Genomic DNA, 14,920 nt, shown 5'->3' with positions numbered 1-14,920 from the left:
ATCCCGCAAAATCATTCGGTGGCACAATCCGCCCTGCAATGAAGGCCCTTCCCATGCCACAGTCGCATCCGCCAATCGGTTCAGCCGTGTCGCGGAAGGTTAATTAACCAGCTTTAACCAGCTAATGTTCCCTGAAGGGGAACGGAGGTCAGCGCAAGATGAGTGATTCAAACTCCCAAGGGGCGAACACGGGTTCCGTGTACCAAACCTATCAAAACAACACCTACCTGTTCGGTGGCAATGCTCCGTACGTCGAAGAGATGTATGAGAACTATCTAGCCAACCCCGGCAGCGTTCCCGATACATGGCGCGATTATTTCGATGCCTTGCAACACGTTCCCGCAGCGGACGGCACTACTTCCAAAGACGTAGCGCACCTGCCCGTGATCAACGCATTCGTTGATTTGGCGAAAAAAGGTGTCAAACAAACCGTCATGGCAACCGGTGCGGACTCCGAAATGGGCCGCAAGCGCACCGCCGTGCAGCAGCTGATCGCCGCGTATCGCAACGTAGGCGCCCGTTGGGCCGACCTCGATCCCCTGAAGCGCATGGAGCGCGACAAGATTCCCGAACTGGAGCCATCTTTCTACGGCTTCAGCGATGCAGACCAAGAAACGGTCTTCAACATCAGCAATACCTTCTTCGGCAAAGAGTCCATGAGCCTGCGTGAGCTCATGAACGCGTTGCGCGAAACCTACTGCGGCACCATCGGCGTGGAGTACATGTACACCACCGACCAGAACCAAAAGCGCTGGTGGCAGCAAAAGCTGGAGGCTAGCCGTAGCAAGCCCCAGTTCAATGCAGAAAAGAAAAAACACATTCTGGAGCGCTTGACCGCTGCAGAAGGCCTGGAGCGCTACTTGCACACTAAGTACGTGGGCCAGAAGCGTTTTTCCCTCGAAGGTGGCGAGAGCTTTATTGCCGCCATGGACGAGCTGATCCAGCAAGCCGGTGCCAAGGGTATCCAGGAAATCGTGATCGGTATGGCCCACCGCGGCCGCTTGAACGTGCTGGTGAACACTTTGGGCAAGATGCCTGGTGACCTGTTTGCCGAGTTCGACCACACCGCTCCTGAAGACCTGCCTGCCGGTGACGTGAAGTACCACCAGGGTTTCAGCTCGGACGTGTCCACCGCTGGCGGCCCCGTTCACTTGTCCTTGGCCTTCAACCCCTCCCACCTGGAAATTGTGAACCCCGTGGTCGAAGGCTCGGTGCGTGCCCGTATGGACCGCCGTGGCGACCCCAAGGGTGCGCAAGTGCTGCCCGTGCTGGTGCACGGCGATGCGGCCTTCGGCGGCCAGGGCGTGAACCAGGAAACCTTGGCATTGGCCCAGACCCGTGGTTACACCACCGGCGGCACGGTGCACCTGATCATCAACAACCAGATCGGTTTCACCACCTCTGACCCGCGCGACATGCGCTCCAGCGCGTTCTGTACCGACATCGTGAAGATGGTTGAGTCCCCCGTGCTGCACGTGAATGGCGATGATCCGGAAGCCGTGGTGCTGGCGACCCAGTTGGCCTTGGAATTCCGTATGGAGTTCGGTCAAGACGTGGTGGTGGATATCACCTGCTACCGCAAGCTGGGCCACAACGAGCAAGACACTCCTTCGCTGACCCAGCCGCTGATGTACAAAAAGATCAGCGCGCACCCCGGTACCCGCAAGCTGTACGCCGACAAGTTGGCCGCACAAGGTTTGGGCGCCGAGTTGGGCGACGCGATGGTCAAGGAATACCGTGCTGCCATGGATGCCGGCAAGCACACGGTGGACCCCGTGCTGACCAACTTCAAGAGCAAGTACTCGGTGGACTGGTCTCCGTTCCTCGGCAAAAAGTGGACGGACGCTGGCGATACCGCCATTCCGTTGACCGAGTGGAAGCGCTTGTCTGAAAAGCTGACAACCATTCCCGAAAGCGTTACACCTCACCAGCTGGTGAAAAAGGTCTACGACGACCGCGCAGCCATGGGCCGCGGTGAAGTGAATGTGGACTGGGGCATGGGCGAGCACATGGCTTTCGCTTCGTTGGTGGCCAGCGGCTACCCCGTGCGTTTGTCGGGTGAAGACTGCGGACGCGGCACCTTTACCCACCGCCACGCAGTGATTCACGACCAAAAGCGTGAGAAGTGGGATGCCGGTACCTACGTGCCTTTGCAAAACGTCGCCGACAACCAAGCTCCATTTGTTGTGATCGACTCCATCCTGTCTGAAGAAGCAGTGTTGGGCTTTGAGTACGGCTACGCTTCCAATGACCCCAACACCTTGGTAATCTGGGAAGCCCAGTTCGGCGACTTCGCCAACGGCGCCCAAGTGGTGATCGACCAGTTCATTGCCTCCGGCGAAGTGAAGTGGGGCCGCGTGAATGGCATCACTTTGATGTTGCCCCACGGCTACGAAGGCCAAGGCCCTGAGCACAGCTCGGCGCGTCTGGAGCGCTTCATGCAATTGGCGGCTGACACCAACATGCAGATCGTGCAGCCGACCACGGCCAGCCAGATCTTCCATGTGCTGCGTCGTCAGATGGTGCGCAACCTGCGCAAGCCTTTGATCATCATGACGCCCAAGAGCCTGCTGCGTAACAAGGACGCGACATCGCCGCTGTCCGAGTTCACCAAGGGTGCGTTCCAGACCGTCATTCCGGAGAGCAAAGAGCTCAAGGGCGACAAGGTCAAGCGTGTGATCGCCTGCTCCGGCAAGGTGTATTACGACCTGGTGAAAAAGCGCGAAGAGAAGGGCCACGACGACACGGCCATCATCCGTGTGGAGCAGTTGTATCCCTTCCCGCACAAAGCGTTTGCTACGGAACTCAAAAAGTACCCCAACGCTACCGAGGTGGTGTGGTGCCAGGATGAGCCGCAAAACCAGGGTGCCTGGTTCTTTGTGCAGCACTACATTCACGAAAACATGTTGGAAGGCCAGAAGCTGGGCTACTCCGGCCGCGCAGCATCTGCTTCTCCTGCCGTGGGCTATTCCCACTTGCACCAGGAGCAGCAAAAGGCGCTGGTCGAAGGCGCTTTTGGCAAATTGAAGGGCTTTGTGCTGACCAAGTAAGGCGGCCGCAGTACCTCACCCCCCAACGAATAACGGAAAGAATTTGATATGGCAATCGTAGAAGTCAAAGTCCCCCAGCTGTCTGAATCTGTGGCGGAAGCAACCTTGTTGCAATGGAAAAAGAAGGTCGGCGAAGCAGTCGCTGTCGACGAAATCCTGATCGAAGTCGAAACCGACAAGGTCGTGATGGAAGTGCCCGCGCCTGCCGCTGGCGTACTGGTCGAGCTGGTGGTGGCCGATGGCGCTACCGTGGCAGCTGAGCAGCTGATCGCACGGATTGATACCGCGGCAGTGGCGGGGGCCGTGGCACCTGCCGCCGCCGCCGCTGCGCCTGCGACCGCAGCTCCTGTGGCCGCCGCAGCTGCAGCCGGCAACTCCAAGGCAGGCGTTGCCATGCCTGCTGCCGCCAAGCTGTTGGCCGACAACGGCATCGCTGCTTCCAGCGTGGAAGGTACCGGCAAAGACGGCCGCATTACCAAGGGTGATGTGTTGGCCGCCGCTGCTGCTCCTAAAGTAGTAGCAGCTGTCGCAATCCCCACGGGCGCTCCGACCAAATCGTTGCCTCAAGTGGCGGCGCCTTCGGTGAACCTGGGCGATCGTCCCGAGCAACGCGTGCCCATGAGCCGTCTGCGTGCCCGCGTGGCGGAGCGTCTGCTGCAGTCGCAAAGCACCAATGCCATCCTGACCACCTTCAACGAAATCAACATGGCCCCGGTCATGGAAATGCGCAAGCGCATGCAAGAGCGTTTCGAGAAAGAACACGGTTGCAAGCTGGGCTTCATGAGCTTCTTCGTCAAGGCTGCTGTGCACGCCTTGAAGAAGTTCCCCGTGTTGAACGCATCTGTGGATGGCACCGATATCGTGTACCACGGCTACTTCGACATTGGTATCGCCGTGGGCTCCCCCCGTGGCTTGGTGGTGCCCATCCTGCGCAATGCAGACCAGATGAGCTTTGCCGATATCGAGAAGAAGATCGCTGAGTTCGGCCAAAAGGCCAAGGACGGCAAGCTGGGCATTGAAGAAATGACCGGTGGTACTTTCTCCATCTCCAACGGCGGCACCTTCGGTTCCATGATGTCTACCCCCATCATCAACCCGCCCCAGTCCGCCATCTTGGGCGTGCACGCCACCAAGGACCGCGCCATGGTCGAGAACGGCCAAGTGGTGGTTCGCCCCATGAACTACTTCGCCATGTCCTACGACCACCGCATCATCGACGGCCGCGAAGCCGTTCTGGGTCTGGTGGCCATGAAGGAAGCGCTGGAAGATCCAGCTCGCTTGCTGTTTGATATTTGATACACCCCCCGGCTACGCGCACTGTGTGCGCTTCGCTTTCCCCCTTGCAGGGGGCAACACCAGCGGCCTGGCAAAGCCAGTTCCGCGGTGTTCCTGAGTGAAGGCACGCGCTCCGTGTGGCGTTTCAAGAATTAAGCGAGAAATACTATGAGCAAACAATTTGACGTGATCGTCATTGGCGCTGGCCCCGGTGGTTACATTGCCGCCATCCGCGCTGCCCAGTTGGGCTTCAACGTGGCCTGTATCGACGAATGGAAGAACGCTGTCGGCGGTCCCGCGCCTGGCGGTACCTGCACCAACGTGGGCTGCATCCCCTCCAAGGCGCTGCTGCAATCGTCCGAGCATTTCAACCACGCCAACCACCACTTTGCCGAGCATGGCATCGAGGTGAAGGGTGTGAGCATGGATGTGGCCAAGATGATTGCCCGCAAGAACACTGTCGTGAAACAGAACAACGACGGCATCTTGTACTTGTTCAAGAAGAACAAGATTGCCTTCTTCCACGGTCGCGGTTCTTTCGTCAGGGCCGTTCCAGCCGGTGAGGGTGGAACCTCCGGTTCCACGGGCGGTTACGAGATCAAGGTGGCTGGCGCCGCAGAAGAAACCATCACCGGCAAGCAGATCATCATCGCCACCGGCTCCAATGCGCGCGCATTGCCCGGTACACCGTTTGACGAAGTCAATGTGTTGTCCAACGACGGCGCGCTGAACATCGGCGCGGTGCCCAAGAAGTTGGGCCTGATCGGCTCTGGTGTGATTGGCCTGGAAATGGGCTCGGTGTGGAAGCGTCTCGGTGCGGAAGTCACCATTCTCGAAGGCCTGCCCACATTCCTGGGCGCGGTGGACGAAGGCGTGGCCAAGGAAGCCTTCAAGGCCTTCACCAAGCAGGGCTTGAAGATCGAGCTGGGCGTCAAAGTCGGCGAGATCAAGAACGGCAAAAAGGGCGTATCGGTGGCCTACACCAACGCGAAGGGCGAAGCCCAGTCGCTGGATGTGGACAAGCTCATCATCTCCATCGGCCGTGTGCCCAACACCATCGGTCTGAACACCGAAGCCGTGGGCCTGGCGCTGGACGAACGCGGTGCGATTGTTGTGGATGCCGACTGCAAGACCAACCTGCCCGGTGTCTGGGCGGTGGGCGACGTGGTGCGTGGCCCGATGCTGGCCCACAAGGCGGAGGAAGAGGGCGTTGCCGTGGCTGAGCGCATTGCTGGCCAGCACGGGCATGTCAACTTCAACACCATTCCTTGGGTGATTTACACCAGCCCTGAGATCGCATGGGTTGGCCGCACCGAGCAGCAACTCAAGGCGGAAGGCGTGGCCTACAAGGCGGGTCAGTTCCCGTTCTTGGCGAACGGCCGCGCACGTGCTTTGGGCGACACCACCGGTTTCGTCAAGTTCCTGGCCGATGCCAAGACGGACGAAATTCTGGGCGTTCACATCGTGGGACCGCAAGCCTCCGAGTTGATCTCTGAAGCTGTGGTGGCCATGGAGTTCAAGGCGAGCGCGGAAGACATCGCCCGCATCTGCCACGCCCACCCCTCCCTGAGCGAGGCGACCAAGGAAGCGGCTCTGGCAGTAGACAAGCGCACGCTGAACTTCTGATCTTTGTAAGCCAAATAAGCTGCTAGCGCCCGTCAAACGTGCGTTAGCAGCTTCTCTTTTTGTAGCATACCGGAGTAAGCCTTGAGCGTTAAAGAAGCCTACGAGGCGGAGTTGAAGGCGCGTGGATACACCGCCGACCCCGCGCAATTGCGCGCCGTGGAGGCCTTGGAGCGTTGTGCCAATGACTGGGCCCACTACAAGGCTAGACGCTCTAACGCCCTCAAGAAGCTGATCAACCGGCCCGAGATTCCGCGCGGTGTGTACATGTTTGGCGGTGTAGGGCGGGGCAAGAGCTTTCTGATGGATTGCTTCTTCAACGCCGTGCCGCTCAAGCGCAAAACGCGCCTGCACTTTCACGAATTCATGCGCGAGGTGCACCATGAACTGGTGAACCTGCAAGGCACGGTGAATCCGCTGGACGAGCTGGGCAAGCGCATGGCCAAGCGCTACCGTCTCATTTGTTTTGATGAGTTCCACGTGGCGGACATCACCGACGCCATGATCCTGCATCGTTTGCTCAACGCCTTGTTTGACAATGGCGTGGGCTTTGTGACCACCTCCAATTTCAAGCCGGATGACCTCTACCCCGGCGGCCTGCACCGCGACCGCATACTGCCTGCCATTGCACTTTTGAATGCCAAGCTGGAAGTGCTCAATGTGGACAACGGCACCGACTACCGCCGCCGTACGCTCGAAGATGCCAAGCTCTACCACGTGCCCACCGGTCCCGTGGCGGATGCGGCGATGACTGCCACTTTCAACGCCTTGGCGGAGCAGCATGATGAGGATTCGCTGCTGCACATCGAGTCCCGTGAAATTCGGGCCCGCCGCAGGGCGGGCGGAGTAGTCTGGTTTGATTTCAAAACCTTGTGCGGCGGGCCGCGTTCGCAAAATGACTACCTGGAAATTGCGTCCCGCTTCCATACGGTGTTTTTGAGTGACGTCCCCCACATGCCGGTACGCATGGCCTCGGAAGCGCGCCGCTTTACCTGGCTGGTGGACGTGTTGTACGACCGGCGCGTGAAGCTCATCATGTCGGCGGAAGTGGCCCCTGAGGGCTTGTATACGGAAGGCCCCATGGCCCACGAGTTTCCCCGCACCGTGTCCCGTTTGACGGAGATGCAGTCCAAGGAGTTTCTGGAGCTGGAGCGCCGTACCGTGGACACCCGCCTGACATGAAGCGCGCGTGGATCATCCTGTTAACCGTATGGCTGGCCGGTCATGCAAGTGCCCAGGTCAGCGATACCTTGGAGCGCATTGAGGCAGAGCGCAGGCAGGTGCAGGCCGACAGCCAGAACGCCGAAGCGCAGTGCTACGAACGCTTTGCGGTTAACGCATGTCTTTCAGATGTGTCTGCCAGCCGGCGCACGCGGCTGGCACAGCTGAAAAAACGGGAGTTGGCCGTGCGTGATGCGCAGCGCGCGGAGCGTACCCGTGAGCAGTTGCAGCTTTTGGAGGAAAAGCAGCAAGACCAAGCCGAGCGCGTACGCGAATTGGCCAACCGGGCACCGGAGCCTGTGCCACAGCCCAAGTTGCCACCGCAGCCCGCCGGGCCGGCATCGCCTCCTGCGGATAAGGCCGCTACGGTCATCTCTCCTGCGGATGCTGCTGCCAATCGCGCCGCCTACGATGCCAAGGTGCTGGAAGCTGCGCGCTACAAGGCAGAGGTCGAGAAGCGACTGTCCGAGCAAAAAGAGCGCGCAGACCCTTTGCCAATCAGCCCCTGAGGGTGGTGCGACTTAGCTGTGCAGTGACTCGACTTTGACGATAACCAGCGACAGGTTATCGCCACCGCCGCGCGCACGTGAGCGGGCTTTTTCAATCAAAAACTCGGTTGCTTCCCGGGCAGACAGGGTGGACAGCACCGAGCCCAGCTCCCCGTTGTTGAAGTAGTGCCAGATACCGTCACTACAGGCCATCAGCACATCACCGGGGCGGAGTTTGGAAATGAAGTGAAAGTCCACCGGCGGGTCGTTCTCCGTCCCGAGGCACCCCATGAGAATGTTGGATTGCGGGTGGACCGCCGCCTGCTCCTCGGTAATCTCGCCGCGATTGACCAGTGCTTGTACGTAAGAGTGGTCGGTGGTGCGCTTGATGAAGCGGTTGCCGTGAAATTGGTACACCCGTGAATCACCGGTGTGCGCCCAATGGCAGTCACCGCCCGGGTTGATCAAAAAAGCGGCCAGTGTGCTGTGAGGCTCTTCCTCTGAAGAGATTGCGGTGAGCTTGATCACCATGTGGGCTTCTTGCACGACTTGCGTCAAGGTGGCTACTGCGTCATCGGTGTCCGGGTCGTAGCGCTCAAACAGTTGTTTGGCCGTGAGCATGACTTGGTCCGAGGCCTTGCGGCCGCCACTGCGCCCTCCCATGCCATCCGCCACAATGCCGAGCAGGCAGCCGTTGACACGCACATGCTTCAACAGCGCAACTTGGTCTTGCTGGTATTCCCGGTCACCTTTGTGGATGCCGGTAGATGCGCTGAGGCGGTAGCCTGAAGACATGGTGGTGTGCGGTAGAAGGAAGTAGGGTGGCTGTGCGGCAGTGCCTCCCGTATTATCGGGCGGCTGCCTTTTACTTGCGCAGTGTAACCAGCCAGCGGACACCTTTTACCTTTGGACACCAGCCTCCCTTTTTCTGAGCGCCCTGCCGTACCCCCTGCTCTCCCAGAGCAAGTGGCCCAGGTTTTTTCGTCGACTGGCGCCCTGGCTTCTGCGGTGCCCGGTTATGCGCCGCGCGCAGGGCAAATTGCCATGGCGCGGGCGGTGGCTGAGACCATGGAGGACGGTGGTGTACTGGTGGTGGAGGCGGGTACCGGGGTGGGTAAGACCTATGCCTACCTGGTGCCGGCGCTGCTCAGTGGCGCTAAGGTTCTGGTATCCACCGCGACCAAGGCCTTGCAGGATCAGCTTTTTAGTCGTGATATTCCGGAGCTGCTGCAAACCCTAGGCATTGGCTCCCGGGTTGCGCTGTTGAAAGGGCGCAGCAGCTATGTGTGTTTGCAGCGGCTTTCAACCGCCCGGGTCAATGGCAGCTTGCAAACCGCCGCGCCACTGCGGCTATTGGCGGCGGTAGAGGTGTGGGCCCAGGCCACACGGAGCGGTGATGTGGCAGAAGTGCCCGCGGTGGAGGAGTCGGTGCAAGTGCTGCCCCTGGTGACGTCCACCCGGGATAACTGCACCGTGTCCCAGTGCCCCAAATATCAGGAATGTTTTTTGTACAAGGCCCGGCGTGAAGCCATGCAGGCCGATGTGGTGGTGATCAACCACCACCTGTTTTTTGCAGATGCCAACGTGCGTGAGTCCGGCGTGGCCGAGTTGTTGCCCACCGTGAACACGGTGGTGTTCGACGAGGCACACCAACTCAATGAGGTGGGCGTGCAGTTTTTGGGGCGGCAGTGGTCTACCGGGCAACTGCTTGCCTTCGGCAGAGATGTGGTGTTTGCAGGTCTGCAATGGGCGAGGGGCCTGGCCGACTGGCAGTGGCTGGTGGAGCAACTCGAAAGTGCGGTGGTGGATTTGCAGACGGTGTGTCAGGAGTCCGGTCAGGCTGCACCACGTTTGCCATGGCAACAAGCCGTGCCGTCCGGAGTCTCTGCGGCACTGTGGCAAAGGCGTATGGCCCGGCTCAGGGTGGTGTTTGATGCGGTGAAAGATGCCTTGATGCAGCTCGCGCCTGCCCACGCAGATTTGCAGCTAATGGCGGAGCGGGCCGAGGTGCTGTCTACCCACCTCTCCAACGCGGAGTTGCCCGCGCAGGGCGATTGGATACGCTGGATAGACAACGGCACCCGGCTGCGATTCGTGGAGTCTCCCCTCGATATATCGGAAGCCATGCAGACCCGTGTGGGGCCTTCACTCGCCCTGGAGGCTAAAACCAGTTGGATATTTACCTCCGCTACCTTGGCGCAAGGCGCGCAGATGCAATGGTTTTTGGACACCACCGGCTTGCAGGGCGCGCGCACTTTGCAGGTGGAGAGCCCGTTTGACTACGCGACCCAAGCAGCGGTGTACGTGCCAGCCAATTTTCCCGCGCCATCTTCCGTAGACCACAGTGCACGGGTGGCGCAACTGGCGGCAGAGTCTGCCCAAGTGTTGGGCGGGCGTACGCTGGTGCTCACCACCACGCTGCGTGCCATGCGTTTGATCGCGCAGACAGTGCGCGCTTTGCTGCCCGCGCATCTGGATATGCAGGTGCTCGTGCAAGGCGAGTCCTCCAAGCGGGATTTGTTCGCCCGTTTCCAGCAGCCCGGCACAGGGGGCTGCTTGATGGTCGCTTCTGCCACTTTCTGGGAGGGCGTTGATGTGCCGGGTGAGGCCCTGCAGCTCTTGGTGATCGACAAAATACCGTTTGCGCCGCCGGACGACCCGCTGGTCCAAGCGCATTGCAGCCGGGTGGAGGCCGCAGGTGGGAGTGCTTTTGCCGAGGTGCAGCTGCCCATGGCCGCGATAGCGCTTCAGCAGGGCGTAGGGCGATTGATACGTCGGGAAACCGACCAGGGGGTTCTGGTCATTTGTGATGTTCGCTTGGTGCGCATGGGATATGGCCGCCAGCTGTTGGCAGCCCTGCCACCCATGCCATTGCTACGAAAAGAGGAGCAATATCAACAGGCGCTATGGGCGCTTACCAGAGTTTCCACCATGGATCCGTACTTGCCTTACCGCCTTTGAGCACATAGTCGGATTGGGGATAATTTTTCTCCAGGATGCGTTTGGCATCGTCCCGGAGTTGTTCCATACCCAAAGCGTCGTAAGACTTGTACAAAATGAACAAAGCCTCTTCCGTGGCCGGCACATCGCGGTAATCGGTCAGCGCCTGCTGCGCACGATTGGCCGCAGCCAAGTAAGCGCCGCGTTTGTAGTAGTAGCGCGCCACATGCACCTCGTACTGCGCTAGCGAGCCAACGATGTAGTTCATGCGCTGGCGTGCATCCGGGGTGTACTTGGAGTCCGGAAAGCGGCTGGTCAATTCCTTGAAAGCTTCAAAAGACTCTTTGGCCGCTTTTTGGTCACGCTCTGCCAAATCCTGGCGGGTGATGGACGACAGCAGGCCCAAGTCATCGTTGAAGTTGACTATCCCTTTGAGATAAATCGCGTAGTCTAGAGCCGGGCTGGCGGGGTGCAGCTTGATGAAGCGCTCCAGCGTGGCCAGTGATTGGGCTTGCTCACCGGCCTTAAATTGGGCGTACGCCTTGTCCAGCTGGGCTTGTTGCGCCAAGGGTGTGCCGGCAGCGCGGGCTTCCAGTTTCTCCAGCAAGGGAATGGCTTTGTCCCACTGCGACGACCCCATTTCATCCTTGGCTTCCGCATACAGGCGGTTGGGGCTCATGCCCGCAGTCTTGTCCACCGGGGCACTGGAGCAAGCTGCCAGCAGTGTGACCGTGGCCGCCAGCATCGTGGCACAAACGACCGATAATTTCGCACGCAGCATCTTGGGGACTTTCTTGAATCAAACCGTTGGAATTATATCGACGCACTCTATCGAGGCAGAGGCGGATGAGGCTTCTGATATCGCAAGCGAAGCCGAGTTCCGCAGCTTTACCGTAGACCCCGCCTCCCATGCCGAGCGCTTGGACCGTGCGTTGGCAATCCATGTTACAGAGTTCTCTCGCAGTTACTTGCAGCAACTGATTGAGGCCGGTTTGGTTCAAGTCAATCACAAAGTGGTGACCAAAACCTCGGTGAAGGTCAAAGTAGGCGATGCCGTCGCGGTGGAGCTGAAGCCTACACCCCAAAGCCAAGCCTTCAAGCCCGAGGCCATGGCCTTGGACGTGGTTTTTGAGGACGAGCACGTATTGGTCATTAACAAGCCGGCAGGTTTGGTGGTGCACCCCGCGCCGGGCAATTGGAGCGGCACTTTGTTGAATGGATTGCTGTCGTATAGCGCTCACGCAGCGCAAGTGCCCCGGGCGGGCATCGTGCACCGCCTGGACAAAGACACCAGTGGTCTGATGGTGGTGGCGCGTAGCCGGCAGGCCATGGATGCGTTAGTCAAAGCGATTGCTGCCCGGGAGGTAAGCCGCCAGTACTTCGCCATTGCCCACAAAACTTGGCCTTGGATGCAGTTGAAAGAGGTCAATGCGCCTATTGGACGGGACCCCCGCAATCGTCTGCGCATGGCGGTGGTGGATTTGGCGCACCAGTCAGGCAAAGAAGCGCGGACGGACTTTGAGCTCCTCGCCAATAGCCAAGTGGCGTGCTGGGTGCGCTGTATTTTGCACACCGGGCGGACCCACCAGATCCGGGTGCACATGGCGCATATCGGCCACCCTTTGGTGTCGGATGCGGTGTACGGAGGCTCTCCAATGGCGGATATGACGCGTCAGGCCTTGCACGCATGCCGGTTGGCGTTTACGCACCCCTTAACTCAGAAGACGTTGACGTTTGAGTGTGCACCGCCTTCCGATTTTGTAGCGCTTTCCGCTGCATTGGGGCTCAGTTACAATACAGGCCTCAAACCGGGAGGTTTGTAGCTACGTCTCGCGTAGGGTAGTCATGAGAGGTCGATAGCTCTCCTACCGTCGGCAACTGTTTTCCGGTCTGCCCTTATTTCCGGTTTTCCTTCATTACGTCAAGACTATGAACATGGTCGATGCCAAGCGGGTCCTTGAAACCGCTTTAATTTGTGCCCAGCAACCCTTGCCGGTCAAAGCGCTGCGGGAGCTGTTTGCAGACTCCGTCGGGGCGGATACGGTCAAGACCTTGCTGGCTGAGTTGCAGACGGAGTGGGTGGGGCGGGGTGTCGAGTTGGTGAATGTGTCTACGGGCTGGCGGTTTCAGAGCCGTCCGGAAATGCGTGAGTTTTTAGATCGTTTGCATCCGGAAAAACCGCCCAAGTACACCCGGGCCACTTTGGAGACCTTGGCCATCATTGCCTACCGGCAGCCGGTGACCCGGGGGGATATGGAAGATATCCGGGGTGTAACCATCAGCTCTTTGCTGATCAAGCAGCTGGAAGACCGGGGTTGGGTGGAGGTCATCGGACACCGTGAGGCGCCTGGTCGGCCTGCTTTGTTTGCGACGACGAAGCAATTTTTGGATGACCTGGGGCTGGTCTCGCTCGATCAGTTGCCGCTTTTGGTGTCTGCAGAGCGCGGGGCCGATGCGGTGGCTGACTTCAGCGAGTTGCTTGGTGCTGCTGCGAAGGATGCAGAGCTGCCAGTAGCGCAGGCCCTGGATGCCGACGGCCCTCAAATGACAATGCCCCTGCAGGCAACAGCAGGCGAAATGGATAACGGAACACAACTATGAACGAAAACGACAATTTGCCAGAAGCCGCTGGAGTGCCTGTGGACCTGTCTGCCCCGGAGGCAATGCCTGCTGCAGTGGCGGGACTGTCCAACCGATTTGATGATGTGATTTCGGGCCAGTTCGATGCGGATGAGGAGGCGGAAGACGTTGTATTGCCCAAGCGCGTCCTGTTGCCTCAAGCGGAAACTCCCAAGCTGCACAAGGTGTTGGCGCAGTCTGGCATGGGCTCCCGGCTGGAGATGGAGCAGCTGATTCTGGAGGGGCGCATCTCCGTCAACAACGAGCCGGCCCATATTGGCCAACGGATCCAGTTCGGGGACAACATCAAGGTCAACGGCAAGCCCATTCGTTTTCGTATTGATCCGCCGCCCGCCCGTGTAATCGCGTACCACAAGCCTGTTGGTGAAGTGGTCACCCATGATGACCCGCAAAATCGGCCCACCGTATTCCGACGTCTTCCCAAGTTGCACCAGGGCAAGTGGCAGTCAGTAGGGCGCTTGGACTTGAACACCGAGGGCTTGTTGCTCTTCACCAGCTCCGGGGAGCTTGCCAATAACTTGATGCACCCTCGCTTCGGCTTGGAGCGTGAATACGCTGTCCGCGTGCTCGGCGCACTGAGCAAAGACGAAAAGCAGGCTTTATTGAATGGTGTGCAGCTAGACGACGGCATAGCCCAGTTCGGCTCGATTGAAGATGGTGGTGGTGAAGGCTCCAATTGCTGGTACCGCGTCACGATTTCCGAGGGGCGTAACCGTGAGGTTCGGCGCATGCTGGAATCGGTCGGACATGCGGTGAGCCGCCTGATTCGCATCCGCTACGGGGCCATGGTGCTACCGCGAGGCCTGAAGCGGGGTGCTTGGATGGAGCTGGACGAGGCGGACATCCGCGCTTTGGTGCAAGCTGCCGGCGCAGGCAAACCCCGAGCACACGATGAGTCGGTTGCGGGTGGGGGCAACACGCAACGTCCGCGTGGGCGGGGTGGTCGCCAAGGTGGGCGCGGGCCTTCCTTGCCCAAGGCGGGTAATGCCCCGGCTCCGCAGGCACGCCAGCGAGGCGGTAAGCCTGTCCGGCAGGCGCCTCGGCAAGAGGGTGCAGGGCAGCCGGATCCTATGAAGACGTCATTGGGCTACATCGGCGCAGACAGTTTTTCACGCCAGCGCCAAGATGCGAACGGTCGGGGTCGTCCTGGCGGCGGACAACGCCGGAACGGCGGTCGCAGCCGCTGAGCTGAATGCTAGAATCGCGCGCTTTGTCTTTGACAAACAAATAATTTTTATACCTTTTTGGGAATTACTATGGCTATCGAACGCACTCTCTCCATCATCAAGCCTGACGCAGTCGCTAAGAACGTCATCGGCCAGATCTACGCCCGTTTTGAAGCTGCTGGCTTGAAGGTCGTAGCTGCTCGCATGGCGCACCTGTCTCGCGGTGAAGCAGAGGCCTTTTACGCTGTTCACAAAGAGCGCCCCTTCTTCAAGGATCTGGTCGATTTCATGATCTCCGGCCCTGTGATGATTCAAGCGCTGGAAGGCGAAGGCGCTATTGCCAAGAACCGCGACCTGATGGGCGCCACTGATCCTAAGAAGGCTGCACCTGGCACCATTCGCGCTGACTTCGCCGACAGCATTGATGCCAACGCTGTGCACGGTTCTGACGCTCCCGAAACTGCAGCTGTGGAAATCGGGTTCTTCTTCGCTGGCATGAACGTTTACTCGCGTTAAT

Annotated in this window: 12 protein-coding genes; 10 read left to right on the top strand and 2 right to left on the bottom strand. The window is 59.5% G+C overall.

Annotation, left to right across the window (positions count from 1 at the left end; translation table 11 throughout):
* The first annotated feature begins 158 nt into the window (after window positions 1–158).
* From FDM28_RS12915 to FDM28_RS12895, 5 genes are all read left to right on the top strand, one after another.
* Window positions 159–3,050 carry a 2-oxoglutarate dehydrogenase E1 component gene (locus tag FDM28_RS12915; RefSeq protein ID WP_138515710.1) on the top strand — a complete coding sequence of 964 codons (2,892 nt, stop codon included), beginning with the start codon at window positions 159–161 and terminating at the stop codon, window positions 3,048–3,050.
* 48 nt (window positions 3,051–3,098) lie between these two features.
* Window positions 3,099–4,346 (top strand): 2-oxoglutarate dehydrogenase complex dihydrolipoyllysine-residue succinyltransferase, encoded by a 1,248-nt coding sequence (odhB, locus tag FDM28_RS12910; protein ID WP_138515708.1) that lies wholly within the window; start codon window positions 3,099–3,101, stop codon window positions 4,344–4,346.
* Between the two features lie 147 nt (window positions 4,347–4,493).
* On the top strand, window positions 4,494–5,951 hold the full coding sequence (gene lpdA, locus FDM28_RS12905; protein ID WP_138515705.1) for a dihydrolipoyl dehydrogenase: 1,458 nt from the start codon (window positions 4,494–4,496) through the stop codon (window positions 5,949–5,951).
* Window positions 5,952–6,032: 81 nt separating this feature from the next.
* Window positions 6,033–7,130: a cell division protein ZapE gene (gene zapE / locus FDM28_RS12900; protein ID WP_138515703.1), complete on the top strand. Its 1,098-nt coding sequence runs from the start codon at window positions 6,033–6,035 to the stop codon at window positions 7,128–7,130.
* Window positions 7,127–7,678: a hypothetical protein gene (locus FDM28_RS12895; RefSeq protein ID WP_138515701.1), complete on the top strand. Its 552-nt coding sequence runs from the start codon at window positions 7,127–7,129 to the stop codon at window positions 7,676–7,678. The genes zapE and FDM28_RS12895 overlap by 4 nt, the downstream gene beginning before the upstream one ends.
* Before the next feature lie 12 nt (window positions 7,679–7,690).
* Here FDM28_RS12895 and FDM28_RS12890 read toward each other — a convergent pair whose 3' ends face one another.
* On the bottom strand, window positions 7,691–8,452 hold the full coding sequence (locus FDM28_RS12890; RefSeq protein ID WP_138515700.1) for a PP2C family protein-serine/threonine phosphatase: 762 nt from the start codon (window positions 8,450–8,452) through the stop codon (window positions 7,691–7,693).
* Window positions 8,453–8,563: 111 nt separating this feature from the next.
* On the opposite strand from FDM28_RS12890, the gene FDM28_RS12885 reads away from it, so the two are divergent.
* Window positions 8,564–10,618: a DNA repair helicase YoaA gene (locus FDM28_RS12885; protein ID WP_240792001.1), complete on the top strand. Its 2,055-nt coding sequence runs from the start codon at window positions 8,564–8,566 to the stop codon at window positions 10,616–10,618.
* Here the strand turns inward: FDM28_RS12885 and FDM28_RS12880 are convergent.
* Window positions 10,572–11,378, bottom strand: coding sequence for an outer membrane protein assembly factor BamD (locus FDM28_RS12880; protein ID WP_138515698.1), 807 nt, complete (start codon window positions 11,376–11,378; stop codon window positions 10,572–10,574). The genes FDM28_RS12885 and FDM28_RS12880 overlap by 47 nt on opposite strands.
* Here FDM28_RS12880 and FDM28_RS12875 point away from each other — a divergent pair.
* The 4 genes from FDM28_RS12875 (at window position 11,275) to ndk (ending at window position 14,919) form a co-directional block, all read left to right on the top strand.
* Window positions 11,275–12,420 carry an RluA family pseudouridine synthase gene (locus FDM28_RS12875; RefSeq protein ID WP_138515696.1) on the top strand — a complete coding sequence of 382 codons (1,146 nt, stop codon included), beginning with the start codon at window positions 11,275–11,277 and terminating at the stop codon, window positions 12,418–12,420. The genes FDM28_RS12880 and FDM28_RS12875 overlap by 104 nt on opposite strands.
* 106 nt (window positions 12,421–12,526) lie before the next feature.
* Window positions 12,527–13,198, top strand: coding sequence for an SMC-Scp complex subunit ScpB (gene scpB, locus FDM28_RS12870; RefSeq protein WP_138515694.1), 672 nt, complete (start codon window positions 12,527–12,529; stop codon window positions 13,196–13,198).
* Window positions 13,195–14,424 (top strand): pseudouridine synthase, encoded by a 1,230-nt coding sequence (locus FDM28_RS12865; protein WP_138515692.1) that lies wholly within the window; start codon window positions 13,195–13,197, stop codon window positions 14,422–14,424. The genes scpB and FDM28_RS12865 overlap by 4 nt, the downstream gene beginning before the upstream one ends.
* A gap of 69 nt (window positions 14,425–14,493) precedes the next feature.
* Window positions 14,494–14,919: a nucleoside-diphosphate kinase gene (ndk, locus tag FDM28_RS12860; RefSeq protein WP_138515690.1), complete on the top strand. Its 426-nt coding sequence runs from the start codon at window positions 14,494–14,496 to the stop codon at window positions 14,917–14,919.
* Window position 14,920: the final 1 nt, after the last annotated feature.

The sequence above is a fragment of the Rhodoferax bucti genome (assembly GCF_005876985.1).
GTDB classification, from domain to species: domain Bacteria; phylum Pseudomonadota; class Gammaproteobacteria; order Burkholderiales; family Burkholderiaceae_C; genus Allorhodoferax; species Allorhodoferax bucti.
Note: the sequence above shows the minus strand (reverse complement) of the source record. Positions and strands in the feature narration are given on the sequence as shown.

Excerpts from the sequence above, each read along its gene's own strand:
- FDM28_RS12915 (WP_138515710.1), top strand. The coding sequence starts at position 159 with ATGAGTGATTCAAACTCCCAAGGGGCGAACACGGGTTCCGTGTACCAA.
- odhB (WP_138515708.1), top strand. The coding sequence starts at position 3,099 with ATGGCAATCGTAGAAGTCAAAGTCCCCCAGCTGTCTGAATCTGTGGCG.
- lpdA (WP_138515705.1), top strand. The coding sequence starts at position 4,494 with ATGAGCAAACAATTTGACGTGATCGTCATTGGCGCTGGCCCCGGTGGT.
- FDM28_RS12895 (WP_138515701.1), top strand. The coding sequence starts at position 7,127 with ATGAAGCGCGCGTGGATCATCCTGTTAACCGTATGGCTGGCCGGTCAT.
- FDM28_RS12890 (WP_138515700.1), bottom strand. The coding sequence starts at position 8,452 with ATGTCTTCAGGCTACCGCCTCAGCGCATCTACCGGCATCCACAAAGGT.
- FDM28_RS12875 (WP_138515696.1), top strand. The coding sequence starts at position 11,275 with ATGCCCGCAGTCTTGTCCACCGGGGCACTGGAGCAAGCTGCCAGCAGT.
- FDM28_RS12880 (WP_138515698.1), bottom strand. The coding sequence starts at position 11,378 with ATGCTGCGTGCGAAATTATCGGTCGTTTGTGCCACGATGCTGGCGGCC.
- scpB (WP_138515694.1), top strand. The coding sequence starts at position 12,527 with ATGAACATGGTCGATGCCAAGCGGGTCCTTGAAACCGCTTTAATTTGT.
- FDM28_RS12865 (WP_138515692.1), top strand. The coding sequence starts at position 13,195 with ATGAACGAAAACGACAATTTGCCAGAAGCCGCTGGAGTGCCTGTGGAC.
- ndk (WP_138515690.1), top strand. The coding sequence starts at position 14,494 with ATGGCTATCGAACGCACTCTCTCCATCATCAAGCCTGACGCAGTCGCT.